This is a genomic window from Streptomyces sp. NPDC051310, from assembly GCF_044455245.1.
GTDB lineage: Bacteria > Actinomycetota > Actinomycetes > Streptomycetales > Streptomycetaceae > Streptomyces.
The window spans coordinates 261,097-286,230 of record NZ_JBITEO010000004.1; the positions used below are offsets into that span (position 1 = coordinate 261,097).

25 protein-coding genes and 1 riboswitch are annotated in these 25,134 nt (G+C 71.4%); of the genes, 6 read left to right on the plus strand and 19 right to left on the minus strand.

Annotated features, from left to right (window positions below; translation table 11 throughout):
- Positions 1 to 9: 9 nt before the first annotated feature.
- Positions 10 to 279: a DUF4190 domain-containing protein gene (locus ACIA79_RS08250; protein ID WP_399427333.1), complete on the minus strand. Its 270-nt coding sequence runs from the start codon at positions 277 to 279 to the stop codon at positions 10 to 12.
- Positions 280 to 372: 93 nt separating this feature from the next.
- A complete protein-coding gene (locus tag ACIA79_RS08255) occupies positions 373 to 528 on the minus strand; it encodes a hypothetical protein (RefSeq protein ID WP_199819758.1) in 156 nt (51 codons plus the stop codon).
- A gap of 100 nt (positions 529 to 628) precedes the next feature.
- On the opposite strand from ACIA79_RS08255, the gene ACIA79_RS08260 reads away from it, so the two are divergent.
- The gene (locus tag ACIA79_RS08260) at positions 629 to 1,324 is read left to right on the plus strand and encodes a TetR family transcriptional regulator (RefSeq protein ID WP_399427335.1); all 696 of its coding nucleotides are present in this window, start codon (positions 629 to 631) and stop codon (positions 1,322 to 1,324) included.
- A gap of 108 nt (positions 1,325 to 1,432) precedes the next feature.
- Here the strand turns inward: ACIA79_RS08260 and ACIA79_RS08265 are convergent, their stop codons facing one another.
- From ACIA79_RS08265 to ACIA79_RS08310, 10 genes are all read right to left on the minus strand, one after another.
- Positions 1,433 to 2,248 carry a thioesterase family protein gene (locus ACIA79_RS08265; protein WP_399427336.1) on the minus strand — a complete coding sequence of 272 codons (816 nt, stop codon included), beginning with the start codon at positions 2,246 to 2,248 and terminating at the stop codon, positions 1,433 to 1,435.
- Positions 2,249 to 2,275: 27 nt separating this feature from the next.
- Positions 2,276 to 2,956 carry a trimeric intracellular cation channel family protein gene (locus ACIA79_RS08270; protein ID WP_399427337.1) on the minus strand — a complete coding sequence of 227 codons (681 nt, stop codon included), beginning with the start codon at positions 2,954 to 2,956 and terminating at the stop codon, positions 2,276 to 2,278.
- A gap of 170 nt (positions 2,957 to 3,126) precedes the next feature.
- Entirely contained in the window at positions 3,127 to 4,584 is a 1,458-nt protein-coding gene (locus ACIA79_RS08275; RefSeq protein WP_399427338.1) for a dipeptide ABC transporter ATP-binding protein, read from the minus strand.
- Entirely contained in the window at positions 4,581 to 5,672 is a 1,092-nt protein-coding gene (locus ACIA79_RS08280; protein ID WP_399427339.1) for an ABC transporter ATP-binding protein, read from the minus strand. The genes ACIA79_RS08275 and ACIA79_RS08280 overlap by 4 nt, the downstream gene beginning before the upstream one ends.
- Complete coding sequence (locus tag ACIA79_RS08285) at positions 5,669 to 6,676, minus strand: ABC transporter permease (protein ID WP_399427341.1); 1,008 nt, start codon at positions 6,674 to 6,676, stop codon at positions 5,669 to 5,671. Before ACIA79_RS08285 ends, ACIA79_RS08280 begins: the two co-directional genes overlap by 4 nt.
- Positions 6,677 to 6,760: 84 nt before the next feature.
- A complete protein-coding gene (locus ACIA79_RS08290; protein ID WP_399427342.1) occupies positions 6,761 to 8,518 on the minus strand; it encodes an ABC transporter substrate-binding protein in 1,758 nt (585 codons plus the stop codon).
- Positions 8,519 to 8,582: 64 nt separating this feature from the next.
- Positions 8,583 to 9,581: an ABC transporter permease gene (locus tag ACIA79_RS08295; protein WP_399427343.1), complete on the minus strand. Its 999-nt coding sequence runs from the start codon at positions 9,579 to 9,581 to the stop codon at positions 8,583 to 8,585.
- Positions 9,582 to 9,867: 286 nt separating this feature from the next.
- Complete coding sequence (locus ACIA79_RS08300; RefSeq protein ID WP_399427344.1) at positions 9,868 to 10,665, minus strand: enhanced serine sensitivity protein SseB C-terminal domain-containing protein; 798 nt, start codon at positions 10,663 to 10,665, stop codon at positions 9,868 to 9,870.
- A 46-nt stretch (positions 10,666 to 10,711) separates the two neighbouring features.
- Positions 10,712 to 11,452, minus strand: coding sequence for an enhanced serine sensitivity protein SseB (locus tag ACIA79_RS08305; protein ID WP_399427345.1), 741 nt, complete (start codon positions 11,450 to 11,452; stop codon positions 10,712 to 10,714).
- Positions 11,453 to 11,528: 76 nt separating this feature from the next.
- The gene (locus tag ACIA79_RS08310; protein WP_399427346.1) at positions 11,529 to 12,263 is read right to left on the minus strand and encodes an AAA family ATPase; all 735 of its coding nucleotides are present in this window, start codon (positions 12,261 to 12,263) and stop codon (positions 11,529 to 11,531) included.
- Between the two features lie 165 nt (positions 12,264 to 12,428).
- Positions 12,429 to 12,520: riboswitch (glycine riboswitch) on the plus strand.
- Between the two features lie 168 nt (positions 12,521 to 12,688).
- On the opposite strand from ACIA79_RS08310, the gene gcvT reads away from it, so the two are divergent.
- From gcvT to ACIA79_RS08330, 4 genes are all read left to right on the plus strand, one after another.
- Positions 12,689 to 13,804 carry a glycine cleavage system aminomethyltransferase GcvT gene (gene gcvT / locus ACIA79_RS08315; RefSeq protein ID WP_399427347.1) on the plus strand — a complete coding sequence of 372 codons (1,116 nt, stop codon included), beginning with the start codon at positions 12,689 to 12,691 and terminating at the stop codon, positions 13,802 to 13,804.
- A gap of 58 nt (positions 13,805 to 13,862) precedes the next feature.
- Positions 13,863 to 14,240, plus strand: coding sequence for a glycine cleavage system protein GcvH (gene gcvH, locus ACIA79_RS08320; RefSeq protein ID WP_399427348.1), 378 nt, complete (start codon positions 13,863 to 13,865; stop codon positions 14,238 to 14,240).
- Between the two features lie 18 nt (positions 14,241 to 14,258).
- Positions 14,259 to 15,518, plus strand: a complete 1,260-nt coding sequence (gene glyA / locus ACIA79_RS08325; RefSeq protein ID WP_399427349.1) for a serine hydroxymethyltransferase — start codon at positions 14,259 to 14,261, stop codon at positions 15,516 to 15,518.
- Between the two features lie 159 nt (positions 15,519 to 15,677).
- Positions 15,678 to 17,045 (plus strand): L-serine ammonia-lyase, encoded by a 1,368-nt coding sequence (locus tag ACIA79_RS08330; RefSeq protein WP_399427350.1) that lies wholly within the window; start codon positions 15,678 to 15,680, stop codon positions 17,043 to 17,045.
- Here ACIA79_RS08330 and ACIA79_RS08335 read toward each other — a convergent pair whose 3' ends face one another.
- Complete coding sequence (locus ACIA79_RS08335) at positions 17,046 to 18,005, minus strand: CopD family protein (protein ID WP_399427351.1); 960 nt, start codon at positions 18,003 to 18,005, stop codon at positions 17,046 to 17,048.
- The gene (locus ACIA79_RS08340) at positions 18,002 to 18,217 is read right to left on the minus strand and encodes an EF-hand domain-containing protein (RefSeq protein WP_031073624.1); all 216 of its coding nucleotides are present in this window, start codon (positions 18,215 to 18,217) and stop codon (positions 18,002 to 18,004) included. The genes ACIA79_RS08335 and ACIA79_RS08340 overlap by 4 nt, the downstream gene beginning before the upstream one ends.
- Before the next feature lie 93 nt (positions 18,218 to 18,310).
- Here ACIA79_RS08340 and ACIA79_RS08345 point away from each other — a divergent pair, with 93 nt between their 5' ends.
- The gene (locus tag ACIA79_RS08345; protein WP_399427352.1) at positions 18,311 to 18,949 is read left to right on the plus strand and encodes a GNAT family N-acetyltransferase; all 639 of its coding nucleotides are present in this window, start codon (positions 18,311 to 18,313) and stop codon (positions 18,947 to 18,949) included.
- Positions 18,950 to 19,040: 91 nt separating this feature from the next.
- Here ACIA79_RS08345 and ACIA79_RS08350 read toward each other — a convergent pair whose 3' ends face one another.
- From ACIA79_RS08350 to ACIA79_RS08370, 5 genes are all read right to left on the minus strand, one after another.
- Positions 19,041 to 20,216 carry a YncE family protein gene (locus ACIA79_RS08350; protein ID WP_399427353.1) on the minus strand — a complete coding sequence of 392 codons (1,176 nt, stop codon included), beginning with the start codon at positions 20,214 to 20,216 and terminating at the stop codon, positions 19,041 to 19,043.
- A gap of 395 nt (positions 20,217 to 20,611) precedes the next feature.
- Positions 20,612 to 21,127 carry an ATP-binding protein gene (locus ACIA79_RS08355; RefSeq protein ID WP_399427494.1) on the minus strand — a complete coding sequence of 172 codons (516 nt, stop codon included), beginning with the start codon at positions 21,125 to 21,127 and terminating at the stop codon, positions 20,612 to 20,614.
- A gap of 247 nt (positions 21,128 to 21,374) precedes the next feature.
- The gene (locus tag ACIA79_RS08360; RefSeq protein WP_399427354.1) at positions 21,375 to 22,142 is read right to left on the minus strand and encodes an enoyl-CoA hydratase/isomerase family protein; all 768 of its coding nucleotides are present in this window, start codon (positions 22,140 to 22,142) and stop codon (positions 21,375 to 21,377) included.
- Positions 22,143 to 22,227: 85 nt separating this feature from the next.
- Positions 22,228 to 23,499 carry an Ig-like domain-containing protein gene (locus ACIA79_RS08365; protein ID WP_399427355.1) on the minus strand — a complete coding sequence of 424 codons (1,272 nt, stop codon included), beginning with the start codon at positions 23,497 to 23,499 and terminating at the stop codon, positions 22,228 to 22,230.
- Between the two features lie 196 nt (positions 23,500 to 23,695).
- Positions 23,696 to 24,943, minus strand: coding sequence for an Ig-like domain-containing protein (locus ACIA79_RS08370; RefSeq protein ID WP_399427356.1), 1,248 nt, complete (start codon positions 24,941 to 24,943; stop codon positions 23,696 to 23,698).
- Positions 24,944 to 25,134 lie beyond the last annotated feature (191 nt).

Here is a 25,134-nt window from a genome sequence, read left to right on the forward strand (position 1 = left end):
CCCGGTCCGTCAGCCGAAGTTCCAGGAGAGCGTGCCGTCGGCCGAGGCCAGCACGGCGAGGACCACCAGGTCCGCGATGCCGAGGCCGAGACCGAGCAGCGCGCGCCCGCGGCGTGCGGTACCGCGGCGCAGGGCCAGCAGCGCGAGTCCGATGGCGATGGGCCCGAGGATGATGTTGAGGACCAGCAGCCCCAGCAGTCCCAGGACGAACGCGGCGACGGCCATGCCGTCGGCATCCCGGATGCCGGTGCGGCTCCGGGGCGGTGCGGTGAGTTCCATGACGACGCTCCTCTCGGTGAAGACGGTGGCGTCAGCCACCGCGGTGACGTGCCGTGGTGTGCGTCCGTGGCGAACGCCGGTGGTGGTGGTGCGTCAGTGGTGGCGGTGCCGCCGCCGCTCGCGTGCGGCGAAGACCAGCAGCCAGGCGCCGATGACGGCGGCCGCCACGACGGTGACCGGCAGGGGCACATGGGCCACGGACCCCATGAGCACCCCCAGCAGGAGCAGGGCTGCCACGAGGAAGAGCATCGGAAACAACCTCCTGGATCGGAAACAGTTGTTCACTGACTACCCAGTCTAACGACTCCGATGACTGTCGCGCCGGGGAGAACGGTTGTTTACTCATGGAATGAGTCACACCGCCGGGACGGGGACCGGGATCCGCCGGGCCCAGAAGCAGAAGACCCGTCAGGCCCTGCTGGACGCCGCCCTGCTGCTCCTGGAGGAGCAGAGCCTGAGCAGCCTCGGCCTGCGCGAGGTCACCCGCGCCGTCGGCGTCGCCCCGGCGGCCTTCTACCGCCACTTCCGCGACACCGCCGACCTGGGCGTCGCGCTGGTCGACGAGGCCCTCGGCAGTCTGCACGAGACGCTCCGTACGACACTGGCGACGACCGGGGACAGCGGCGAACGGATCGCCGCGGCAGTCGAGTTGATCGCCGACCTGGTCCACGGGTACCCCGCTCACGTCCGGTTCATCGTCCGCGAGCGGCACGGCGGCGTACGGCGCGTGCGGGAGGCGATCGGCGGACAACTCGACCTGTTCGTCCGGGAGGTGGCCGACGAGCTGGCACGGCAGCCGGAGTCACGCGGCTGGGACCGGGACGATCTCCTGATGCTCGCGGGGCTCTATGTGGACCACATGGTGATGACCGCCTCGGCGTTCCTGGCCGTCGGCCCCGACCGCGAGCCCCGGGACGGCGAGCTCGGGGAGCGCGCGGCGCAGGAGCGTGCGGCACAGGACCGCGGGGAGTACGAGCGGGTGGCGCGCACCGCGCGGCGGCAGCTGCGGCTGGTCGCCCTGGGGCGCCGCCACTGGCTGGACTGACCTGTCCGCGCCCGGCCGCCCCGACGCGAGGAGCGCCCCGGCGTCCCGGTGGCTGGTGCGCACGGGGGCGGCGAGGCGCTCGACGAATGGGACCAGGGGGGACCCTCTCTAGCGCGGCGCGCGGGCCAGTTGGCGGGACTGGGCGACCAGACGGTCGGCGGTGTCCCAGACCTCGGCGTCCTCCTCCAGGAAGCCGCCGGCGAGGTTGCGGGTGGTGATGAAGACGCGCAGCGGGCCGGGGGCCGGGCGGCAGCGTATGTGCGTGGTGAGCTCGACGGTCGGGGTCCAGCCGGTCAGGCCGAGCTCGAACGAGGTCGGGGGCAGCGCGTCGACGGTCAGGAGCAGCGACAGCGGATCGGGGTCGCGGCCGTCCGCCAGCCCGAACCAGCCGCGCATCTTGCCCTTCCCGGAGGGCGCGCCGAGGGCCCAGCCCAGGGTGGCGGGGTCGAGCTTGATGTCGAGGCGCTCGGTGATGGCCGAGGAACCGGGGATGGGCGCGGGGCCGTCCGCGGGGCCGAGGCAGTGCTCGCGGGGCGGGATGGCGGGCGGCTTGGCCGAGGTGCGCACGTCGTCGGGGAGCGCGTCGAGGTCGCCGTAGGAGGCGAGGACCCGGATGCGCTCGACCTCGGCGCCGTCCGGCCCGTACTGGAAGAGGGACGCCTGGCCCGTGGAGAGCGTCCGGCCGGTGCGGACGGTCTCGGTCCGGATGACGGCCGGGCCGGGCACGGAGGGCGTCAGGTAGTACGCCGAGACGGTGAACGGGTCCGGGTGCGGCAGGGCCTCCCCGAGGGCGCGGCCCAGCAGGGCGAGCAGGTAGCCGCCGTTGACGGCGGAGATGATCGTCCAGCCGGCGGAGAGCTCTGCGTCGTAGACGCCCGGCTCGCGCAGGGTCACCGCGGTGTCGCGGTCGAACTCGCTGTCCATGGCTCGGAACCGTACAGCAGGAAACTACTAAGCGGTAGCTTTTCCCGGCAGCTCTTCCTCGGAGCGGGCGGAACGGCGGTTCCAGGCGCGCGGCGCCCGCCAGTGGAAGCGCATGGCGAGAAGCCGGAGCACGAACGTGGTCAGGGCCGCGAGGCCGCTGGTGAAGGGGTTCAGCATCTCGAAGCGGATGCAGAGCGCCACCATCGTGGCGCCGACGATGGCGGGCACGGCGTACAGGTCCCGGTCCCAGCGGAGCAGCGAGGGGACCTCGTTGGCGAGGACGTCGCGCAGCACGCCGCCGCCCACCCCGGTGGCGAGCCCGAGCACGGCGGAGAAGGTCAGCCCGAGCCCGTGCTCGTACGCCTTGGTCGTGCCGGAGACGCAGAAGAGGCCGAGGCCCGCGGCGTCGAAGACGTTGACGGCGTTCTGGGTGCGCTCGACCTGGGGGTGCAGGAAGAAAACGAGGACGGTCGCGACCAGGGGCATGACGAAGTAGCCGAGGTCGGTGAAGGCGGCGGGCGGCACCGCGCCGATCACGAGGTCCCGGAACAGCCCGCCGCCGAGCGCCGTGACCTCGGCGAGGACGGCGATGCCGAACACGTCGAAGTTCTTGCGGACCGCAAGGAGCGCGCCGGAGATCGCGAAGACGAAGATGCCGGCGAGGTCGAGCGCGTGTTGGACGGACGGCGTGAACAATTCCTGGAGCACCGCACAATTGTGCCGCCTCCGGCGGAGGGCTCCGCTCCGCCGGACGACCGGCCCGCCGGGAGCTCACCCGGCGGGCGCCCCCGGCTTCCGGGCGAACCCGGCCCCGGCGGCCGGCGCTCCGCGGGCGGACCCGCGGCGGGGGGCGGGCCCCCGCGCCGCGTCCGCACGGGTCAGGGCTTCTCCGGAGCCTCGTCCTTCGACGCCGCCTCGGTAGCCGCGGCCTCGTCCGGCGCCGGAGCCCCGGAAGCCGTGGCCTCGCCCTTCGACGACTCCCCGGAGGCCGGCGCCCCGGAAGCCGCTGCCTCGTCCGGCGCCGGAGCCCCGGAAGCCGTGGCCTCGTCCTGCGATGCCACCTCGGGAGCCGGAGCCTCGCCCTTCGACGACGACTCCCCGGAGGCCGGCGCCCCGGAAGCCGTGGCCTCGCCCTGCTCCGCCGCCACCTCGGGAGCCGGAGCCCCGGCTTCGGCCGCCACCGGCGGCACCTCCGCCACGGCCGCCGCCTCGGCGTCCGCCGCCTCGGCCTCGGCCGCCTCCGCCACCGCCTTCGTCGCCGGGACGATCTCGATCGCCTCGCCCGCCGAGGCCAGCAGCGCGTCGCCCGGGACCTGGTCGGGGGCGTTCTCCGGGTGGTGGCAGGCGACCCGCCGGCCCGGGGCCAGCTCCAGCAGCGGGGGCTCCTGGACCGTGCAGACCTCCGTCGCCTTCCAGCACCGCGTGTGGAAGCGGCAGCCGCTCGGCGGGGAGATCGGCGACGGCACGTCGCCCTTGAGCAGGATGCGCTCGCTCTTGGCGTGCCGGCGCCTGGGGTCCGGGACCGGCACCGCCGACATCAGGGCCTTGGTGTACGGGTGCATCGGCGCCTCGTACAGCGAGGTCCGGTCCGCCAGCTCCACGATCTTGCCGAGGTACATCACCGCGATCCGGTCCGAGACGTGCCGGACGACCGACAGGTCGTGCGCGATGATCACGTACGTGAGGCCGAGGTCCTGCTGGAGGTCGTCCAGCAGGTTCACGACCTGCGCCTGGATGGAGACGTCCAGCGCCGAGACCGGCTCGTCCGCGACGACGAGCCGCGGCTTCAGCGCCAGCGCGCGGGCGATGCCGATGCGCTGGCGCTGGCCGCCGGAGAACTCGTGCGGGTAGCGGTTGTAGTGCTCGGGGCTCAGGCCGACGCGCTCCAGCAGACCCTGGACCTCCTTCTTCACGCCGCCCTCGGGCTCCACGCCCTGCAGCCGGAAGGGCGCGGAGACGATGGTCCCGATGGTGTGGCGCGGGTTCAGGGAGCCGTACGGGTCCTGGAAGATCATCTGGATGTCGCGCCGCAGCGGCCGCATCCCGGCCGTGTTGAGGTGCGTGATGTCCGTGCCGTCGAACTCGATCCTGCCGCCGCTGGGCTCCAGCAGGCGCGTGATCAGCCGGCCCATCGTGGACTTGCCGCAGCCCGACTCGCCGACCACGCCCAGGGTCTCCCCGCGGCGCACCTCGAAGTCGATGCCGTCGACCGCCTTGACCGCGCCGGCCTGCCGCCGCAGCACGCCCTTCTTGATGGGGAAGTGTTTGACCAGGCCCTCGACCTTCAGCAGGGTGTCGGAGGAGGAGCCGGTCGTGTGGGTCGGTTCGTTGGTCACAGCTTCGGCGCAATCTCTTCGGTCCAGATCCGCGTGCGCTCCTCCTGCGGCATGTGGCAGGCGGAGAAGTGGCCGGAGCCCACCTCACGCAGGTCCGGACGCTCGGTGCGGGTGATCCCGCCCTTCGGCACGTCCGCGTACGGGCAGCGCGGGTTGAACGCGCAGCCGCTCGGCACGTTGATCAGGGACGGCGGCTGGCCCTTGACCGGGATGAGCCGGTCGGTCTGCTCCCGGTCGATGCGGGGCATCGAGCCGAGCAGGCCCCAGGTGTAGGGGTGCTGCGGCGCGGAGAAGATCGTGTCGACCGGCCCGCGCTCCACGCACCGGCCGCCGTACATCACCAGGATGTCGTCGGCGATCTCGGCGACCACGCCCAGGTCGTGGGTGATGATGATGACCGCCGAGCCGAACTCCTTCTGCAGGTCCCGGATCAGGTCGAGGATCTGCGCCTGGACGGTCACGTCCAGTGCGGTCGTCGGCTCGTCCGCGATGAGCAGTTCGGGGTTGTTGACGAGCGCCATCGCGATCATCGCGCGCTGGCGCATGCCGCCCGAGAACTCGTGCGGGTAGGAGTCCACGCGCTTGCCGGGCTCGGGGATGCCGACGCGATCCAGCAGCTCGACGGCCCGGGCGCGGGCGACCTTCTTCGGCACCTTGTGGTGGACGCGGTAGGCCTCCACGATCTGGCTGCCCACCGTGTAGTACGGGTGCATCGCGGACAGCGGGTCCTGGAAGATCATCGCCATCTCGCGGCCGCGGAGCCGCCGCACCTCGTCGGGGTCGGCGTTCACCAGCTCCTTGCCGTCGAGCCAGATCTCACCGCTCATCCGTACGTTCTTGCCGCGCGCCCCGAGCCGGTGCAGGCCCATGATCGCGAGCGAGGTGACGGACTTGCCGGAGCCGGACTCGCCGACGACGCCCAGCGTGCGGCCCTTCTCCAGCTGGAAGGAGAGGCCGTCGACGGACTTGACCAGGCCGTCGTCGGTGGGGAAGTGGACCTTGAGGTCGCGTACGTCGAGGAAGGCCTGCGACGGCGGGCTGTGCACCGGCTCCCCCACCGCGGCGCCGCTCTTGGACAGTTCGGTCATGACACCCTCACGCGCGGGTCGACGACGGCGTACAGAAGGTCAACCACGAGGTTGAGGAAGACGACGAAGAACGCGGCGAGCAGGGTGACGCCGAGGATCGGCGGCAGGTCGTTGGCGACGATCGACTGCACCGCGTACTCGCCGATGCCGTGCAGCGAGTACACGGACTCGGTGATGACCGCACCGCCGAGCAGCAGGCCGATGTCCATGCCGAAGACGGTGACGATCGGGGTGAGCGCGGCCCGCAGGCCGTGCTTGGCGACCACCCGGCGCTCGCGCAGGCCCTTGGCGCGCGCGGTGCGGATGAAGTCCTCGCTCATCGCCTCCAGCATCCCGGAGCGGGTGAGGCGGGCGTAGATCGCCGCGTAGAGCAGGGCCAGCGAACACCACGGCAGGAAGAGGGTGTTCGCCCATTGCGAGGGGTTCTCGGTGAACGGCACGTAGGTCCGTCCGAAGATCTCCAGCTTGTAGCTGAAGAGCAGCAGGAACAGCTGGGCGGTGAAGAAGATGGGCAGCGAGACGCCGGCGAGCGCACCGCCCATGGCGGCCCGGTCGAAGAACGAGCCGGGCTTGAGCGCCGAGACCACGCCGACCAGGACGCCGGAGACCAGCCACAGCAGGGCGGCACCGATGGCGAGCGAGATGGTGATCGGCAGCCGGTCGACCAGCTCCGGCCAGACCTCCATGTGGGTCTTGAAGGAGTACCCGAAGCAGGGTGCGTCGCACCGTACGGAGGTCGGCCCCTGGTCGTAGGTGGCGCCGCCGACGAGTCCCCTGACGAAGTCCCAGTACTGCACGTAGACCGGTTCGTCGAGGCCAAGGTTCCGCTTGACCGCCGCGATGTCCTCGGGCGTGGGGTTCTTGCCGATGTACTGCTGGGCCAGCTGATCGGCGGTCTGTCCGGCCAGCTTCGGCAGGACGAAGAAGATGCCGAAGGTGACCGCCGTGACGACCAGCAGCAGGATCACCGCTGCTATCAGCCGGCGGATGATGTACGAGATCACGGGGACCGGCGCCGGTGCCCGCGGGCCGCGCGTCGGGGGACGCGGGGAACCGCGGGCACCAATGCCTTCACCTGCCTTCCGGGGCTACTTCTTCGTGGTGCCGATGTTGAGGTAGTCGTACTGACCGCTCCACGCCGAGGAGGCCGTCATGTTGGTGCCGTACGGCGAGCGGTAGTGCAGGACCTTGAAGTAGGTCAGCGGGACGATGACCGCCTGCTCCATGGCCTTCTTGTCGATCTCCGCGTAGGCCGCGTCACGCGCCGCCTTGTCGGTGTTCGCGATGGCCTGGTCGAACAGCTTGTTGATCGCCGGGTCGTCCAGCTCGGAGAGGTTGGTGTTGCCGGACTGGCTGATGGCCTTGCCGTGCAGGATCTGCTTCAGGTAGCCGTAGCCGGTCGGCCAGTCGGAGCCCCACTGCATCATCATCAGACCGATGTTCTCCTTCTTGGTGAAGGAGGGGACACCCGCGTAGTCCGTGAAGTACTTGCTGCCCGGGTACTGCTTGATCTTGGCGTCGATGCCGACCTTCTTCAGCGACGCGACGACGGCGGTGGCGGCGTCGACCTCGCTCTGGCGCTCGCTGCGCGCGGAGATGAAGGTGGAGATCTTCTCCTGGCCGCAGGCCTTCAGGTGCTGCTTGGCCTTGGCCGCGTCACCCTTGTTGCCCTCGGTGGTGTACAGGTCGAACTTCTGGTAGCCGGGAAGGTCGTTCGGCATGATCGTCGAGGCGATCTCGCCGCGGATCGGCCCGCCCATCGAAGTCTGCACGGAGACCTTGTCGATGGCGTACTGCACGGCCTTGCGGCACTCGACGTTGTCGAACGGCTTCACCTTGGTGTTGATCGCCGTGTAGACGAGGCGGCCGCCGTAGGCGTTGTCGGTGTTGGCCTTGAGGTCCTCCTTGGCCATCACCTGCGCCTGGGTCTGGGCGTCGACGCCCGCGCCCTTCAGGTCGGCGATGATCTCGCCGGCCATCAGGTCCTTGTCGATGGTCGCCTGGTTGACCTTCATGTTCAGGACGATCTTGTCCGGGTACTGCTTGCGCAGCGGGTCGGTCTTGGCGTCCCAGTGCTCGTTGCGGGTCAGGACGACCTGCTTGCCCTCCTGGTAGGTCTCGAACTTGTACGAGCCCGAGGAGACCACGGAGGAGGTGTACTGCGCGCCCTTGTCCTTGGCCTTCGGCACCGGAGCGGTCTGCGGGGCGCTGACCAGGTAGTCGAAGTCCGCGAACGGCTGGTTGAGCTTGAAGACGATGGTGTGGTCGTCCGGGGTCTGGATGGACGCCAGGCCCTTGTCGCTCTTGTCCTTGTACGGGCCCTTGTACTTGTCCCCGCCGTCGAGCAGCGTCTGGAAGTAGTTGGGGCCGTTGGAGAGCACGTCACGCGCGAAGTTGGAACGCTCGACCGCGTACTTCACGTCCTTGGCGGTGACCGGCGTGCCGTCGTCGTACTTGACGCCCTTGCGGAGCTTGTACGTCCACGTCTTGCCGCCGTCGGTCGGGACGCCCATCGACTCGGCGAGGTCCGGCACGAGCTCGTTGCCCTTCTCGCCGGGGGCCGGCTTGAAGGTCGTCAACGGACGCGCGTAGAGGCGGCTGAAGTTGTAGAGGAAGGCGTAGTACGTGTTGCCCGGGTCGAAGGACTCGGGGGCGTCGGCCATCGCGTAGGTGACCGTGCCGCCCGTCTTGTCCGAGACGTTGACGACCCCGGTCGTCGCCGCGTTCGCCTTGGCATTGCCCTTGGCGCCGTCCTCGCCGCTGCCGTCGTCCGCCTTGCTGCAGCCCGCGAGGAGCAGGCTCGCACTGCTGACGACCGCGAGTGCGGCCACTGCTGACCTTCGCATTTTCGTCGAACTCCCCTTTTTGTTCCGACAATTGGTCGGGCACGGTCCCGGTGGTGCGCGGCCTTCAGCGGCTGCGCGGATCGAGAGCGTCCCGAAGGCCATCACCGAGCAGGTTGAAGGCCAGTACGGTGATGAAGATCGCGAGGCCGGGGACGAGCATGAACTGCGGGTCGACCTCGAAGAACGTGACCGCCTCCCTGAGCATGCCTCCCCATGAGGCCTGCGGCGGCTGGATACCGACCCCGAGGAAGCTGAGCGACGCCTCGAAGATGATGTTGGTCGGGATGAGCAGCGTGGCGTAGACGGTGATGGGTCCTACGAGGTTCGGCAGCAGCTCGCGGAAGAGGATGTACGGGCCGCGGGCCCCCATTCCGCGCGAGGCGTCGATGAACTCGCGTTCCCGCAGCGCCAGCGTCTGACCGCGGACGATACGGGCCATGTAGGGCCAGTTGAAGAAGCCGATGACGAAGATGAGCACGCTGATGTGGAGGGGCAGGCCCTCCAGACCGAAGGCACCTCCCTGGAGGGTCGCCGAGATGGCGATGGCGAACAGCAGCAGCGGGAACGCGAGGAACGTGTCCATGAGCCGGCTGATGACGGTGTCCACACGGCCGCCGTAGTAGCCGGCCATCAGGCCGAGCACCACGCCGATGACGTTGGACAGGACCGTGGCGCCGAAGGCGACGACCAGCGAGACCCAGGACCCCTCGAGGATGCGGGCGAGGATGTCGCGGCCGAACTTCGGGTCGACGCCCAGCGGGTGGTCCAGGCTCATGCCGCCGAACGACCCCTTGGGCAGCGAGGTGTTCGGGTCGATGAGGTCCTGCTGGAGGGCGTTCGGGTCGAGGCCGAGGAGCGCCTGGAGCGGTCGGGACAGCACCGCGATCAGGATGAGGAGGATGACGACGACTCCGCCGGTGACGGCCAGCTTGTCCCGCTTGAAGCGGGTCCAGGCGATCTGTCCGAGTGAACGTCCCTCGATCTGGTCGGACTTGACGCCTGCGAGTACGGCCTCAGGCGCTGCCTCGGCCTGTGCTCCGGTGGTCTCCATGGGTGCGGTCATCGTCCCTCGTGCTCGCCCGTGCCGACGGTCGCCGGCAGCGCCTCTACGGGCCGCCCGGGTCTGCGATGCGGTCCGTGGTGCAGGTGCTCAGGAGGGGTGCGTTGCGCTGCACGAATGTGCGACACCCCCTGGTTGGGGGGAGTCTTCAATGGGTTCGCGATCACCCGCCAGACCTGGCGGGGAATGTTTGCGCAACCGTGATGCGGTCCGGTGGCTTCCGTTATGCGGACGGGATGATCGCCTCAGCGGACCAACTCGGGCGGTAGTTCGGCAGAACGGACACGCGTCACGGCGTGCGGGGCGCGCCCGGGGGATAGCCGTACCCGCCCGCGACGGGCGCGGTCACGTGGGCCTCGCGGTCGTAGAAGGGCCGGGCGTTGGCCCGCAGCCACATCGTCACCGGGTCGTACTCGTCGGACATGGCGACCGTCGAGACGGGCAGCCCGTCGGGGACGGCCGCGATCGACTGGCTCATCATGGTGCGCACCGCGTCGACGGACGTCTGCGTCGTGTCGTACAGGTCCAGGCCGATGGCGAGGTACGGGGAGCCGAGCGCGGGCTGCACCCAGGCGCGGCGCAGCGAGCGGACGGCCGGGGTGCGGTGGGCGTTCTGCGTGAGCAGGGCGTAGAACTGCGGGATCTGGATGGCGGGTTCGGAGAGCTTCAGCGGCCCCGCGGGCATCCGGTCCAATCCGGTGGCGATCCGGCGCAGGTCGGGCCAGGGGATGCCGACACCGCCGCCGGGGGCGTGCGGGTTGAGCCAGACGCCCCAGCGGTCGGGGTACAGGGCGCGGGCGATGTCACGGCCGGTGATGACCTCGTGGGCGCGGTTCCAGCCGGAGACGGCGAGCTCCTGGGCGGAGGTGACGCACGGCGCGTAGCCGAGGCCGTCGACCTCCATGTTCCCGTACTGGGCGTCGGGCGAGCCGGCCCGGCCGTGCCAGAGCAGCATCCACAGCGGGGCGTCGGCGAGGGCCGCCAGCAGCGCCTCGTACGCGTCGTAGCGTCCGGGCGTGACCTGGCTCAGCAGCTGCTCGATCCGCCCGGCTGCCTGTCCGGCCGCCGCGGTGCCTTGCGCGCTCACCCTGGGTCCCGCCCCTCGTCGATCCACCGCACCAGCTTATGTGCGTCTACCGCTGCTCGTGCTGGTAGAAGGGGCGCACCTTCTCCAGCATCCAGTCGCCGACCGGGTCCTGCGCGATGTCGAGCAGGACGAGGTTGACCGGCCAGGGCACCTGGACGCGGCCCAGCGCCCGGCCGAGCGCGTCCATGGGTACGTTACGGTCGGCGCCCTCCCAGGAGGAGAGCTGCACACCGATGAAGAGCGACGGGGGGTCCCCCTCGACGCAGGCGAGGGCGCGGCGGGCGGTGAGCACGATGCCGGCGGACCGGAACTCGTCGGCCGCGGCGGCCAGGAAGTCGACCGGGTCCTCCTGCCAGTACGGCTCGTACAGGCGCACCCGGCCGCCGCTCGCGGGGCCGTCCAGGGGGGTGCGGCCGATCCGGCACAGCTCGGCGACCGCGGGCGGCGGGAGGGGCGCGCCGACGGCACCGCCGGGGTTCACCGCGATGCCCACCTGCGGGGGCAGGCCGCGGGCGAACTCGACGGCGGGTGCGACGGTGTACGCCATGTGGGGGCCCACGCAGTGCAGGAACTGCTGCTCGGAGCTGAAGACGGGGACGTACGCCTGGCCCTCGAGCTCCAGCATCGGCAGGTCGAGGTCGGGGCTGTCGGGGCCGCCGCCCTTGGGCAGGGGCACCCAGACGGGACTGCGGCCCAGCACCTCTACGAGGCGGCCTCCGGCCGCCGGGTTGCCGAGAGAGGCGGTGAGCACCTCTTCGAGCTCGTTGACCGGCCAGGCAGTGTCCACTGGTGTCCCCTCGTCCCCGTCCCGCGCGTCCCACCGCGCGGGGCCTGCGCCAGCACCCTAGCGCCCGGGTCGCGGCTCAGCCGAACGTGATGCGGGTCAGCGCCGCCGCGGCCGGGCGGTCCAGCAGGACCGCGGAGGCGCAGCCGGCGGGCAGGATCCCCTTCTCGGCGTCCCGCACCAGCCGCCCGACCGCCCTGCGGTGGCGCGCGAAGGCGTACCCGGACACACCGCGCCCCCGGTGGCGCTGGCCCTCGCGGGCCTCCCCGGGGGAGACGTCGAGCAGGACCAGGTGCAGGGCCCTGCCGCGCCGGCGGGCCTCGCGGGCGAGCCAGCGCCGCACCCAGGCCTGGGTGCCGCAGTCGTGGACGACCACACCGGAGCCGGAGCGCAGCGTGCGGTGGAGCCCGGCGTAGTGGGCGATCCGGACGAGCGGGCGGTACACGGCGTACGGCAGGAAGCGGGGCATCCGCTCCTCCCAGCGCTCGCGGGTGTCCTGCGAGTCGATGCCGCGTCCGCCGGCCGCGCGGGCGATGAGGGTGGACTTGCCGCTGCCGGGCAGGCCGGAGACGACCACCAGGTCGCCGTCGGCGAAGCCGAGCGTGCGCGGGCAGCGCCCCGCGCGGTCCCGCAGGTCGCGCAGGACGGGCGCGGCCGGTGCCGGGCGGCGGCGCGCGGGGACGGCACCGGTCACCACGCCGGATACGGCCGTCCGGGTCGCGGCGCCGGGCATGGCACCCGCGGGCGCGCCGGTCGCCGCGCAGGCATGCTCCACCGGACCGCGCCGGGTGGAACCCCACCGCTGCAACGTCATCGCTCACTCCCCCTGCTCGGGCTCGGCCTTCCCCGACCCTTGCCCAAGAAGTGTAAAGAACGGGTAATAAGGCACAAGCGATTTGCCGATCAGACCCCGCGTGCAATGATGTGCGCGCCGGCGCACACACAGGTGTGCGACCGCCACAACCGCATACCGGCCGCTTGAATCCGCGCGGGAGAGTTCCGGGTCAGCCCGGGCGCCGAAGGAGCAAGTTCCTCCCTTGAATCTCTCAGGCCCCGTACCGCGTGGATGAGGCAGATCTGAAAAGCGGGCCGCCGTGGCGGCTCCACCCAAGGTGCAAGCCGAAGACCGCACGCGTCTCCACACCTCCGTACGGTCACGGTGAACCTCTCAGGTTCCGATGACAGATGGGGAGGACCGTCTTCGAGCCATGCCCGTTCCGGGACCCGGGAGCCACATCCATGAGCACTGCCCCACGCCTCACCGCCCTCGATGCCGTGCATCGGGCGCTCGGCGCGACCATGACCGACTTCGCGGGCTGGGACATGCCGCTGCGGTACGGGAGCGAGCGCGACGAGCACACCGCCGTCCGGACCAGGGCCGGCCTCTTCGACCTCTCCCACATGGGTGAGATCACCGTGACGGGTCCGCAGGCCGCCGCCCTGCTCGACCACGCGCTGGTCGGCAACATCGGCGGCGTCGCCGTCGGCCGCGCCCGGTACACGATGATCTGCCGGGAGGACGGCGGGATCCTCGACGACCTGATCGTCTACCGCCTCGCCGAGGCCACGTACATGGTCGTCGCCAACGCCTCCAACGCGCAGGTCGTGCTCGACGCGCTCACCGAGCGGGCCGCGGGCTTCGACGCCGCCGTGCGCGACGACCGGGACGCGTACGCGCTGATCGCGATCCAGGGCCCGGAGTCGCCCGGCATCCTGAAGTCGGTCACGGACGCGGACCTGGACGGGCTGAAGTACTACGCCGGGCTGCCGGGCACCGTGGCGGGCGTGCCCGCGCTGATCGCCCGGACGGGCTACACCGGCGAGGACGGTTTCGAGCTGTTCGTGGAGCCGCAGCACGCCGAGAAGCTGTGGCAGGCGCTGACGGAGGCGGGCCGGGACGCGGGCCTGATCCCGTGCGGGCTGTCCTGCCGCGACACGCTGCGCCTGGAGGCGGGCATGCCGCTGTACGGGCACGAGCTGACCACGTCCCTGACCCCGTTCGACGCGGGGCTGGGCCGGGTGGTCAAGTTCGAGAAGGAGGGCGACTTCGTGGGCCGCGAGGCCCTGGCGGCCGCCGCCGAGCGGGCGCGGACCGCCCCGCCGCGCAAGCTCGTGGGCCTGGTCGCCGAGGGCCGCCGGGTCCCGCGCGCCGGGATGCAGGTGGTGGCGGACGGCACGGTGATCGGCGAGGTCACCTCGGGCGCGCCGTCCCCGACGCTGGGCAGGCCGATCGCCATGGCCTACGTGGACGCGGCGCACGCCGCGCCGGGGACGCCGGGCGTCGGCGTCGACATCCGCGGTACCCATGAGCCGTACGAGGTCGTGGCGCTCCCCTTCTACAAGCGCCAGAAGTGACGCCCCGCACCACTCCCCCGTTCACCAGCACTCCCCCGCGTACAGGAGAATCCCAGTCATGAGCAACCCCCAGCAGCTGCGCTTCAGCAAGGAGCACGAGTGGCTGTCGGCCGCCGAGGACGGCGTGTCGACGGTCGGCATCACGGAGCACGCGGCGAACGCCCTCGGCGACGTCGTGTACGTCCAGCTCCCGGAGGTCGGCGAGACGGTGACCGCGGGCGAGACCTGTGGTGAGCTGGAGTCGACCAAGTCCGTCAGCGACCTGTACTCGCCGGTGACCGGCGAGGTCACCGAGGTCAACCAGGAGGTCGTGGACGACCCGTCGCTGGTGAACACCGCTCCCTTCGAGGGCGGCTGGCTCTTCAAGGTGCGCGTCAGCGAGGAGCCGAAGGACCTGCTCTCCGCCGACGAGTACACCGAGTTCTCCGGCTCTTAAGGCTTAAGGACCTTCCCGATGTCGCTTCTGAACACCCCTCTCCACGAGCTGGACCCGGACGTCGCCGCCGCCGTCGACGCCGAGCTCCACCGCCAGCAGTCCACCCTGGAAATGATCGCCTCGGAGAACTTCGCCCCGGTCGCGGTCATGGAGGCCCAGGGCTCGGTCCTCACCAACAAGTACGCCGAGGGCTACCCCGGCCGCCGGTACTACGGCGGCTGCGAGCACGTCGACGTGGTCGAGCAGATCGCCATCGACCGCATCAAGGCCCTGTTCGGCGCCGAGCACGCCAACGTGCAGCCGCACTCCGGCGCCCAGGCGAACGCCGCCGCGATGTTCGCGCTGCTCAAGCCGGGCGACACCATCATGGGTCTGAACCTCGCCCACGGCGGGCACCTGACCCACGGCATGAAGATCAACTTCTCCGGCAAGCTCTACAACGTGGTCGCGTACCACGTCGACGACGCCACCGGCCAGGTCGACATGGCCGAGGTCGAGAAGCTCGCCAAGGAGCACAAGCCGAAGCTGATCGTCGCCGGCTGGTCCGCCTACCCGCGCCAGCTCGACTTCGCCGCCTTCCGCCGCGTCGCGGACGAGGTGGGCGCGTACCTCATGGTCGACATGGCGCACTTCGCGGGCCTGGTCGCGGCCGGTCTGCACCCCTCCCCCGTCCCGCACGCCCACGTGGTCACCACCACGACGCACAAGACGCTGGGCGGCCCGCGCGGCGGTGTGATCCTGTCGACGGCCGAGCTCGCCAAGAAGATCAACTCCGCGGTCTTCCCGGGCCAGCAGGGCGGTCCGCTGGAGCACGTGATCGCCGCGAAGGCCGTGGCCTTCAAGGTCGCCGCGAGCGAGGAGTTCAAGGAGCGCCAGCAGCGCACCCTGGACGGCGCCCGCATCCTGGCCGAGCGCCTGGTCCGGCCGGACGTCACCGAGCACGGCGTGTCGGTCCTCACCGGCGGCACGGACGTCCACCTGGTCCTGGTCGACCTGCGCCACAGCGAGCTCGACGGCCAGCAGGCGGAGGACCGGCTCCACGAGGTCGGCATCACCGTCAACCGCAACGCCATCCCGAACGACCCGCGGCCCCCGATGGTCACCTCGGGTCTGCGGATCGGCACCCCGGCCCTGGCCACCCGCGGCTTCCAGGCCGAGGACTTCACCGAGGTCGCCGACATCATCGCCGAGGCGCTGAAGCCGTCCTACGACGCCGACGCGCTCAAGGCCCGGGTCTCCGCCCTCGCCGCGAAGCACCCGCTTTACCCTGGTCTGTAGCCCATACGGCGTTACGTACGTAACAGACTGATCTGCGGGGCACCGCGCACACTGGACAGTGAGTGCGGTGCCCCGTCCCTTGCCCCGCATGCCCGCCCCATCCCGTTGTCCCTGCACCACCCCGGCAGACAGCGACGTCTTCCAACCAAGGAGTCCCCCGTGGCCATCTCGGTCTTCGACCTGTTCTCGATCGGCATCGGCCCGTCCAGCTCCCACACGGTCGGCCCCATGCGGGCGGCCCGGATGTTCGCCCGCCGGCTCAAGAACGAGGGCCTGCTGGCCCACACCGCCTCGATACGGGCCGAGCTGTACGGCTCGCTGGGCGCGACCGGCCACGGCCACGGCACCCCCAAGGCCGTCCTCCTCGGCCTGGAGGGCAACTCGCCCCGCACGGTCGACGTGGAGACCGCCGACGAGCAGGTCGAGCGGATCAAGGGCGAGGCGCGCATCAGCCTGCTCGGCGTGCACGAGATCGCCTTCGACTTCGACCGGGACCTGGTCCTGCACCGCCGCAAGGCGCTGCCCTACCACGCCAACGGCATGACCCTGTGGGCGTACGACGCCGACGGCGGCACGCTGCTGGAGAAGACGTACTACTCGGTCGGCGGCGGGTTCGTCGTCGACGAGGACGCGGTCGGCGAGGACCGGATCAAGCTCGACGACACCGTGCTGAAGCACCCCTTCCGCACCGGTGACGAGCTGCTGCGCCTGACCAAGGAGACCGGCCTGTCGATCTCCGCCCTGATGCTGGAGAACGAGAAGGCCTGGCGCACGGAGACCGAGATCCGCGAGGGCCTGCTGGAGATCTGGCGCGTGATGCAGGCGTGCGTGGACCGCGGCATGTCCCGCGAGGGCATCCTGCCGGGCGGGCTGAAGGTCCGCCGCCGCGCCGCCACCACCGCGCGCAAGCTGCGCTCGGAGGGCGACGCCCAGGCCCTGGCCATGGAGTGGATCACGCTGTACGCCATGGCCGTGAACGAGGAGAACGCCGCGGGCGGCCGCGTCGTGACGGCCCCGACCAACGGCGCCGCGGGCATCATCCCCGCGGTCCTGCACTACTACATGAACTTCGTGCCCGGCGCGGACGAGGACGGCGTGGTCCGCTTCCTGCTCGCCGCGGGCGCGATCGGCATGCTCTTCAAGGAGAACGCCTCGATCTCCGGCGCCGAGGTCGGCTGCCAGGGCGAGGTCGGCTCGGCCTGCTCGATGGCGGCCGGCGCCCTCGCCGAGGTGCTGGGCGGCTCCCCGGAGCAGGTGGAGAACGCCGCCGAGATCGGCATGGAGCACAATCTGGGCCTGACCTGCGACCCGGTCGGCGGCCTGGTGCAGATCCCCTGCATCGAGCGCAACGGCATGGCGGCGGTCAAGGCCGTCACGGCGGCGCGGATGGCGATGCGCGGCGACGGCAGCCACAAGGTCTCCCTGGACAAGGTCATCAAGACCATGAAGGAGACCGGCGCCGACATGTCGGTGAAGTACAAGGAGACCGCGCGCGGCGGTCTCGCGGTGAACATCATCGAGTGCTGATCAGCGCAGCGACAGGCGCGTACCGACCCAGTGCGGGTCGGGTACGACCGTCAGCAGCGCCGAGACCACGACGACCCCCGCCAGCACCGCCAGCTCGGTGCGGGCGGGGGTCGCCGCGTCCCCGCCCCGGTGCCCCAGCCGGCGGCGCGCGACCACGGCGAGGACGCTCGCCACGGCCATCAGCGCCAGCTTGGCCAGCAGGACCCGGCCGTAGGCGGAGCCGAGCACGACGTCGGCCGGGAGCCGGCGCAGCGCCGAGCACGTGCCGGTGACGGCGAGCGCCGCGTAGAGCCAGCCGGCGAGACGGGCGTAGCGCAGCAGCACCTCCCGCGCCCCGCCGCCCCGCAGCCGCACCACGCGCAGCACGTACAGCAGACCCCCGGTCCACAAGGACGCGGCGATCAGGTGCACGACGGTCAGGGCCGTGCCGATCTCCGGGGTGTACGGCTCGGGGTGCGCGCGCAGCGCCTCCGCGCCGATCACCAGCGCGAGCGGGGCCACGGCGTACCCGGGCCGCTTCAGCGCCACGCAGCCGGCCGCGAGGGCGAAACCGTTCGCCATGGCCAGCAGCAGCCCGCCGTCCCGCGTGCCGTAGACCGCGGTGATGTCCAGGTCGCTCACCCGGGCGAGCACCACGATCTGGCCCGCCGACGCGGCGGCGCCCCCGAGGGCGGCACCCAGGGCGTACGGGGACGGCCGGGGTCCGGCGCCCGCGAGCCGGGCCCCGGCGAGTTCGCCGAGGTGCAGCGCGAGGGCGGCGAAGACGGCGACGCGCAGCAGGGTGGTGGTCCCGGCCGCGGGGATGTGCAGCTCTCCCGTGCCGTGCGCGGCGATCCCCGGGCCGAGCAGGGCGGCCCCGAGGGCGGCGAGCACGCCGGCGGCCACGGCGAGCCGGGTGCGGGCATGCGCACGGCGCCGCCCGGACCGCCGGACGGCGCCGTTCTCCGTGCCTGTGATCACGCCTTGCTGAGGTGTGCCCAGAACTCGTCGAAGGTGAGCAGGCCGTCGCCGTTGCCGTCCTGGGAGTTGATGACGGCCTGGGCCACGGTCTCGGTGACGTTGAAGTCGCCGAGCTGCGCCATGACGCTCTTGTACTCGGCGGCCGAGATCAGCCCGTCCCCGTTCACGTCGAACCGCTCGAATGCCTTGCGCGCCGACTCGATGTCCGCCACTGGTCCACCCCTTCTTGGTGCATAACTGACGGCGGTCAGATTATCGGCAGGCCCCTCGGTTCCGGTCCGGGGGCCGTGGTGGACCATGGAGGCATGAGCGATGCGGTGGCGGACATCCTGGCGGCGGCGGCGCGCGGTGTCTTCCCGCCGCCCGACGGCTCGGTTCGGGTGGTGCCGCAGCCGAGCCCGCGGGACGCCGGTGTGCTGGCCTTCACCGCGCACTCGGTGGTCTTCCTGGACGAGGACCCGCAGTGGGTCCGCCGGGAACTGGCGGCCACGGCGAGCGACGCCCTTGCCGCCGCGATGAACCCGGCCTTCCTCGCGGCCGTCATGGCGCGCACGGGCCGCCCCATGAACACCATCGACCTGCTGACGGCCGCGCCCGCCCTCCCCGGCGCCCCGGAGCTCGCGCTCCGTGAGATCGCCGACCCGGACCACCCCCGGGTCGCCCGCGCGTGGAAGTTCCGGGACGACGTACGGGTCTGGGCGGCCGACGGCGGTGTGGTGGTGCTCGGGCGGGGCGTCGCGGGCCGCTGGGAGGCCGCCGTCGAGGTGGACGAGGACGCCCGTGGCGGGGGTCTGGGCCGGGCCCTCGCGGTCGCCGCCCGGCACCTGGTGCCGGACGCGGTGGTGTGGGCGCAGCAGTCGCCGGGCAACGCGCGCAGTGTGCGGGCGTTCCAGGCGGCGGGCTACCGGCCGGTGGGCTCGGAGGCGCTGTTCATCGCCGGATGAGCCGCTGCGAGCCGGGCCGGGACCGGACCCCCGGGGCTGTGCCGCAGCCGGTCGGGGCGGGACCGGGGCCCGGGCCGGTGCCGGGCGCCGGTCAGCGGAAGACGCCGGTGTGGCCGAGGGAGTAGCGGCCGGGCTGGGGGTAGACCGCGAGGCCGTGCGGGCCGCCGCCGACCGGGATGCGGGCCAGCTGCCGGCCGGTCCTCGTGTCGATCGCGTACACCTCGGCGTCGTACCGCCCGGACAGCCACAGCACCTTGCCGTCGGCGGAGACGCCGCCCATGTCCGGGGAGCCGCCGTCCGGCAGGTGCCACTTCTTGGTGAGGACGCCGCGCGCGAAGTCGAAGACGGAGACGGACCCCTCGCCGCGGTTGGAGACGTACATCTCCTTGGAGTCCCGGGACACGTACAGGCCGTGGCAGCCCTTGCCGGTCGGCAGCAGCCGCGGTGCGGTGAACGCCTCGCCGTCCAGCACCCACATGCCGTGCGCCATCATGTCGGCGATGTAGAAGGTCCTGCCGTCCGGCGACAGCTTGACGTCCTGCGGCATCGCGCCCCGGAAGGGCAGTCTCTGCTGGCCGACCACCTTCATCCGCTCCGTGTCGACCTTCAGCAGTTCGCCCGAGAACTCGCAGGAGACGATGAAGTACCGGCCGTCGGCGGAGAAGTCGGCGTGGTTGACGCCGTAGCAGGAGACCGGCTCGGTATGGACGCGCTCCATGGTGTGGGGGTCGCGGAAGACCAGCTCGCGGTCGAGGGAGGCCATGACGACGGCGTACTTGCCGTGGGGCGTGAAGTAGAGGTTGTACGGGTCGTGGACCTCGACCGGTGGCCCGGCGGTGCCCGTGCGCGGGTCGATCGGGGTGAGGGTGTGGCCGCGGTTGTTGTTGACCCACAGCGTCTTGAGGTCCCAGGACGGGACCACGTGCTGGGGCTGGACGCCCACCTTGATGGTGTCGACGACCTTGTAGCTGGCGGGGTCGATGACGGAGACGGTGTTGGAGGTGGTGTTGGGCACGTAGACGCGGGAGGGGAAGTTCCTGACCACCGGGGAGAGCATGTGGGGGCGGTCCGCGGCGTAGACGTCCCGGGGGTCCAGGAGGGGCGGCATGCCGGGGAGCCCGGCGGGGGCCTTCTTCGGTACCGGGGCGGGCACGGCGGCCTTCGTCGACCGCGCCTCGGTGCCGTCGTGGCCGGCGCCGCCGCAGCCGGCGAGGGCCGCGAGCACGGCGGCGGCGAGGAGGCTCTTCGATCGCTTCGAGAGGGTCACGCGAGATGTATGGCGCGACAGGCCCGGACAGTAACGATTCCGAAATTTCGGACTCACTGGCGAAGCCGAAGAATCTACGACGCAACCCATAATTATTCATGGTTTACGAGGTCAGTGGTCCATCTCACCTGGCATTCCAACCACCGCTAGCCCGATTTGCATATTTTTGAGCCGGTAGGGCCTTTTGAGGCAAGGCCCCCCGTCTGCCATAGTCGGTGCACGGCCCCCATTGACCCGGGCGAGGTCGCGTTCGCGCCGTGGACACACCCCACTTCCCGTCCACGGCGCCCACAGGAAAGCCCCCGCGGCGCCGCACCACGGCGCGAGGGGGCTTTCGTGCGTCCGGCGCCCCGGCGGCCGGGGTGCCCGTGGCCGCCGGTCCGGCGGCCGGGGCCTCAGCGGTCGGAGACGCGCATCTCGAACCAGGTGGTCTTGCCGCGCGGCTGGAGGTCGACGCCCCAGCGGTCGGAGAGCTTGTCCACCAGGAAGAGGCCGCGGCCGCTGGTGTCCATCTCCTGCACCGGCATCAGGCACGGCAGGCCGCGCGAGGGGTCGCGCACCTCGATCCGGATCCAGCCGCGGCGGCGCAGCATGCGCAGCCCGAAGACCCGCGCGCCGGTGTGCCGCACGGCGTTGCCGACGAGTTCGGAGACGAGCAGGATCGCGTGCTCGGCGATCTGTGGACCGAGCGCCCACTGGCGCAGCACCACGCACTGGGTCAGCCGGCGGGCCGTCGCGGCGGACTCGGGGCGGGACGGCAGTCTCACCTCGTCCTCCGTGGGATTGCCGAAGATCTCCAGCGCCTCCAGCGCCCGCTCGTCGTCCGCTGCCGGCACCCACCGGGCGGCCGTAGCACTGCCGCGCTGCCGCGGTTGTTCCACACCTTCCAGCCCCGCCATGCCCACCATGATGGCGGTCCGGGGGCGTCCGCGGGGCGGTTCCCCCGGATTCGGCCACTCGGAGCGAGCCGCTCCGGGAAGACGCCGACATATGCCCGCGGCAGCGCCGCAGACCGGCCCCGGGGGATGACCTGCGGTGACACAGGTCACACGCACCACCCGCCGGGGGCCGGCGGCGACGGCGGCCGGGTCTCCCCCGGCTCCGCCGAACCACCCGCACGGCTGACACGGCGGCCGGCGGTGCCCAAGAAGGCGTCGATCAGAGGAACTTGGCCTTGCCCGGGCCCTCCTCGACGAAGCTGCGCATGCCCCGCTCCCGGTCCTCGGTCGCGAACAGTCCGGCGAACCAGTTGCGTTCCACGGTCAGGCCCGTGTCGATGTCCGTCTCCAGCCCCGCGTCGACGGACTCCTTGGCGGCGCGCAGCGCGAGCGCCGGGCCCTGGGCGAGCTTCGCGGCCCAGGCGTGCGCCTGCTCGTAGACCTCGGCCGCGGGCACGACACGGTCGACCAGCCCGATGGTGAGGGCCTCCTCGGCCTTCACATGACGGCCCGTGAAGATCAGGTCCTTGGCCTTCGACGGTCCGACGAGCCGCGCCAGGCGCTGCGTGCCGCCGGCCCCCGGGATGAGCCCCAGCAGGATCTCGGGCTGGCCCAGCCTGGCGTTGTCGCCCGCGATCCGGAAGTCGGCGCACAGGGCCAGCTCGCAGCCCCCGCCCAGCGCGTAGCCGGTGACGGCGGCGACGACCGGCTTGGGGATCCGGGCGACGGCGGTGAACGAGTCCTGCAGGGCCTTGGAGCGCAGCACCATGGCCGCGTGGTCCATCGCCTGCATCTCCTTGATGTCCGCGCCGGCCGCGAACACCTTCTCGCCGCCGTACAGCACCACCGCGCGGACGTCGTCGCGACGGCTCGCCTCTTCGGCGAGTTCGCGCAGCCGGTCCTGGGTGGCGATGTCCAGCGCGTTCATCGGCGGGCGGTCCAGACGGAGGGTGCCGACGCCTTCGGAGACTTCGAGAGTGACTGTCATACGGGGCAGGTTAGCCGCCGTTAACGACGACGGGCCCGGTGCCGTCCGTCACAGTGACGGCACCGGGCCCGTACGCGCCGGGGACCTACTTGATCCACTCCGACCACGGCATGTTCCAGCCGTTCAGGCCGTTGTCCGGCTGGATCTGCTTGTCCTTGGAGTTCTTCACGACCACCACGTCGCCGATGAGCGAGTTGTCGTAGAACCAGGCCGCCGGGGTCGAGCCGTCGTAGGCACCGCGCACGTCCCGCAGGCCCACGCAGCCGTGGCTGACGTTGGCCGAGCCGAAGGTACCGGCGGAGGCCCAGTAGTTGCCGTGCACGAAGGTGCCCGAGGTGGACAGGCGCATGGCGTGCGGCACGTCCTTGATGTCGTACTCGCCGCCGAAGCCGACCGTGGCGCCGTTCATGCGGGTCACCTTGTACTTCTCGCTGATGACCATCTGGCCGTTGTACGTCGTCGTGGACGGCGCGCCCGCGGTGATCGGGACGGTCTTGATCAGCTTTCCGTCGCGGACGACCTTCATGGTGTGGGCGCTCGCGTCGACGGTGGAGACCTGGCTGCGGCCGATGGTGAACTTCACCGTCTTGGACTGCTTGCCGTACACACCCGGCCGGCCCTCGACGCCGTCCAGGTTCAGCTGCACGGTCACCTTGGTGCCCGCCGCCCAGTACTTCTCCGGGCGGAAGTCGAGGCGGTCGTTGCCGAACCAGTGGCCCTCGATCGGGACGGACGGCTCGGCGGTCACCTTGATGGCCTTCTCGACGGCCTCCGGGTCGGTGATGCCCCGGGTGAAGTTGATGGAGACCGGCATGCCGACGCCGACGGTCGAGCCGTCCTCGGGCGTGTAGTGGCCGATGAAGGTGTTCTTGGGGACCAGCGTGGTGAACGTGGTGTCCTTGGCGGACTCACGCCCCTCGGCGTCCTTGGCGACCGCGTGCACCTTGTACTTGGTGCCCGACGCGAGGTGCCGGACCGGCTCCCAGCGGGTGCCCCCCGCGGCCAGCTTGCCCTCGACCGGGTTGCCCTTGGAGTCGGCGACGGTGACCGTGGACAGCGTGCCCTTCTCCGCGGTGACCTTGAGGGCGCCACTGGTGGCGACCGACTCGGCACCGTCCTTCGGAGCGATGGTGACGACGGCCTGCGACGCCGCGTTCTCCACCTTCCCGCCGTCCTTGGTGCCCCCGCCCCTGCCGCTGCCGCTGCCGGAGTCACCGCCCCCGCACGCCGTCACCAGCAGCAGCAGAACCCCGAGGACCAGGGCCGGCAGGCCCCTGCCGGTTCCGCCCCCGTTCCGACCCCCGCGCCGCGTACCGCCCGCCCCGGCCGATGCCCCCGATATCGGCTGCCCGTTCACGATGCTGTCTCCCCTCGCACCGGCCCGGCATCGCCGAGCCCGCACCCCCGCGCGCTCCAACCGCGCGCACCGCGATAGATAATCACATTGCGGGCACTGCGCAGCGCCCGCGCATGTCACCGTTCAGTCCCAACATGTCCAGGACGTGAGCGGTTCACGCGGGTCAGCCGTATGCGGCGGGGGTATGAGGGGCGGTTCAGGACAGCGCGGACCCGGCCTTCCAGCGCTTCCAGTCCATGTTCCAGCCCCCCAGCCCGTTGTGGGCGTCGACGGTGCGGTCCTGGGAGTTGACCACCTCCACCACGTCGCCGATCAGCGTGCGGTCGAAGAACCAGCCCGCCGGGGCGTCCGCGCTGCCGCCCTTCACGTCACGCAGCCCCACGCACCCGTGGCTCACGTTCGCCGTGCCGAAGGTCGACGGGGGCGCCCAGTAGTTGCCGTGCAGGAAGGTCCCGGAGTCGGTCAGCCGCATCGCGTGCGGCACGTCCTTGATGTCGTACTCGCCCTTTCCGGTCTTCTTGTCCGTGAACCCGACCGTGGCGCCGTTCATCCGCGTCACGTCGAACAGCTCGGTGACCACCATCTTGCCGTTGTACGTCGTCGTCTTCGGTGCCCCGGCCGTGATGGGCAGCGTGGTGACGAGCTTCCCGTCGCGCCGCACCTCCATGGTGTGCTCCTCCGCGTCCACCACGGAGACCTGGGAACGGCCGACGGTGAAGCCCACCGTCTTGTCCTGGATGCCGTACACCCCGCGCGCCGCCTCGACGTCGCGCAGCCGCAGGTCGACGGTGACCCGGGTGCCCGGTTTCCAGTACTTCTGCGGACGGAAGTCGAGGCGGTCCTTGCCGAACCAGTGCCCGGCCACCTCGACGGGCGGGCGGGAGGTGACGCGGATGGCCCGCTCGACGGCGGCGCGGTTCTCGATCGGCCGGTTGAAGGAGAACGAGACGATCATGCCGGTGCCCACGACGGAGCGGTTCTCCGGTTTGAAGTAGCCGATGAACCGGTGCTCGGGGACCTCGGTGGTGAAGGTGGAGTGCCGGGCCGAGCGGCGGCCGTGCCCGTCGAGCGCGACGGCGTCGACGCTGTACTTGGCGGCCAGCGCCAGCCGCGTACCCGGGGCCGGCCGCCACCGCAGCCCGTCGTCGGACAGGGCCCCGGGCACCTCGGCCGGCTGGGCGTCCTCCACCTTCATCACCCGCACGCGCTCCAGCCGCCCGCTGGGGATCCGCACCTCCAGCCGGCCGTCCGCTGGGACGCCCTTGGCGCCGTCCTCCGGGATCACCCGGATGGTGTCACCGGGCGCCCGGGCCTTGTCGCCCGCGCCGATGCCGCCGAGGAGCGGGCCGCTGCCCCCCGTGCACCCGGCCAACCCCGCCATCAGTCCTGCCCATGCCACGGCCGCGACCGTGCCGAGCCCTGCCCGTCTCAGTACGTGTTTCACGATCCGCCCAACGACTGCCCCCCTCCAGGGGAAACGTCGGCGCGGGGCATGTTGGGAGCCGGGCCCTGCGGGCAGAACAGGTGGAGGACCACATGCGCGAGCCGCGGCCGGGACGCCGCGGCTCGCGTGCGAAGAGTGAGCCGACGGGGCCCGGGCGAGTGAGCCGAAGGGGCGCGGCGGTGCCGGGAGGG

What these genes read in the sequence shown, in the direction of transcription:
- ACIA79_RS08290 (WP_399427342.1), bottom strand. Translation starts at nt 8,518, where the DNA reads ATGCGAAGGTCAGCAGTGGCCGCACTCGCGGTCGTCAGCAGTGCGAGC.
- glyA (WP_399427349.1), top strand. Translation starts at nt 14,259, where the DNA reads ATGTCGCTTCTGAACACCCCTCTCCACGAGCTGGACCCGGACGTCGCC.
- ACIA79_RS08310 (WP_399427346.1), bottom strand. Translation starts at nt 12,263, where the DNA reads ATGACGTTGCAGCGGTGGGGTTCCACCCGGCGCGGTCCGGTGGAGCAT.
- gcvT (WP_399427347.1), top strand. Translation starts at nt 12,689, where the DNA reads ATGAGCACTGCCCCACGCCTCACCGCCCTCGATGCCGTGCATCGGGCG.
- ACIA79_RS08280 (WP_399427339.1), bottom strand. Translation starts at nt 5,672, where the DNA reads ATGACCGAACTGTCCAAGAGCGGCGCCGCGGTGGGGGAGCCGGTGCAC.
- ACIA79_RS08260 (WP_399427335.1), top strand. Translation starts at nt 629, where the DNA reads ATGAGTCACACCGCCGGGACGGGGACCGGGATCCGCCGGGCCCAGAAG.
- ACIA79_RS08250 (WP_399427333.1), bottom strand. Translation starts at nt 279, where the DNA reads ATGGAACTCACCGCACCGCCCCGGAGCCGCACCGGCATCCGGGATGCC.
- ACIA79_RS08265 (WP_399427336.1), bottom strand. Translation starts at nt 2,248, where the DNA reads ATGGACAGCGAGTTCGACCGCGACACCGCGGTGACCCTGCGCGAGCCG.
- ACIA79_RS08295 (WP_399427343.1), bottom strand. Translation starts at nt 9,581, where the DNA reads ATGACCGCACCCATGGAGACCACCGGAGCACAGGCCGAGGCAGCGCCT.
- gcvH (WP_399427348.1), top strand. Translation starts at nt 13,863, where the DNA reads ATGAGCAACCCCCAGCAGCTGCGCTTCAGCAAGGAGCACGAGTGGCTG.
- ACIA79_RS08255 (WP_199819758.1), bottom strand. Translation starts at nt 528, where the DNA reads ATGCTCTTCCTCGTGGCAGCCCTGCTCCTGCTGGGGGTGCTCATGGGG.
- ACIA79_RS08345 (WP_399427352.1), top strand. Translation starts at nt 18,311, where the DNA reads ATGAGCGATGCGGTGGCGGACATCCTGGCGGCGGCGGCGCGCGGTGTC.
- ACIA79_RS08360 (WP_399427354.1), bottom strand. Translation starts at nt 22,142, where the DNA reads ATGACAGTCACTCTCGAAGTCTCCGAAGGCGTCGGCACCCTCCGTCTG.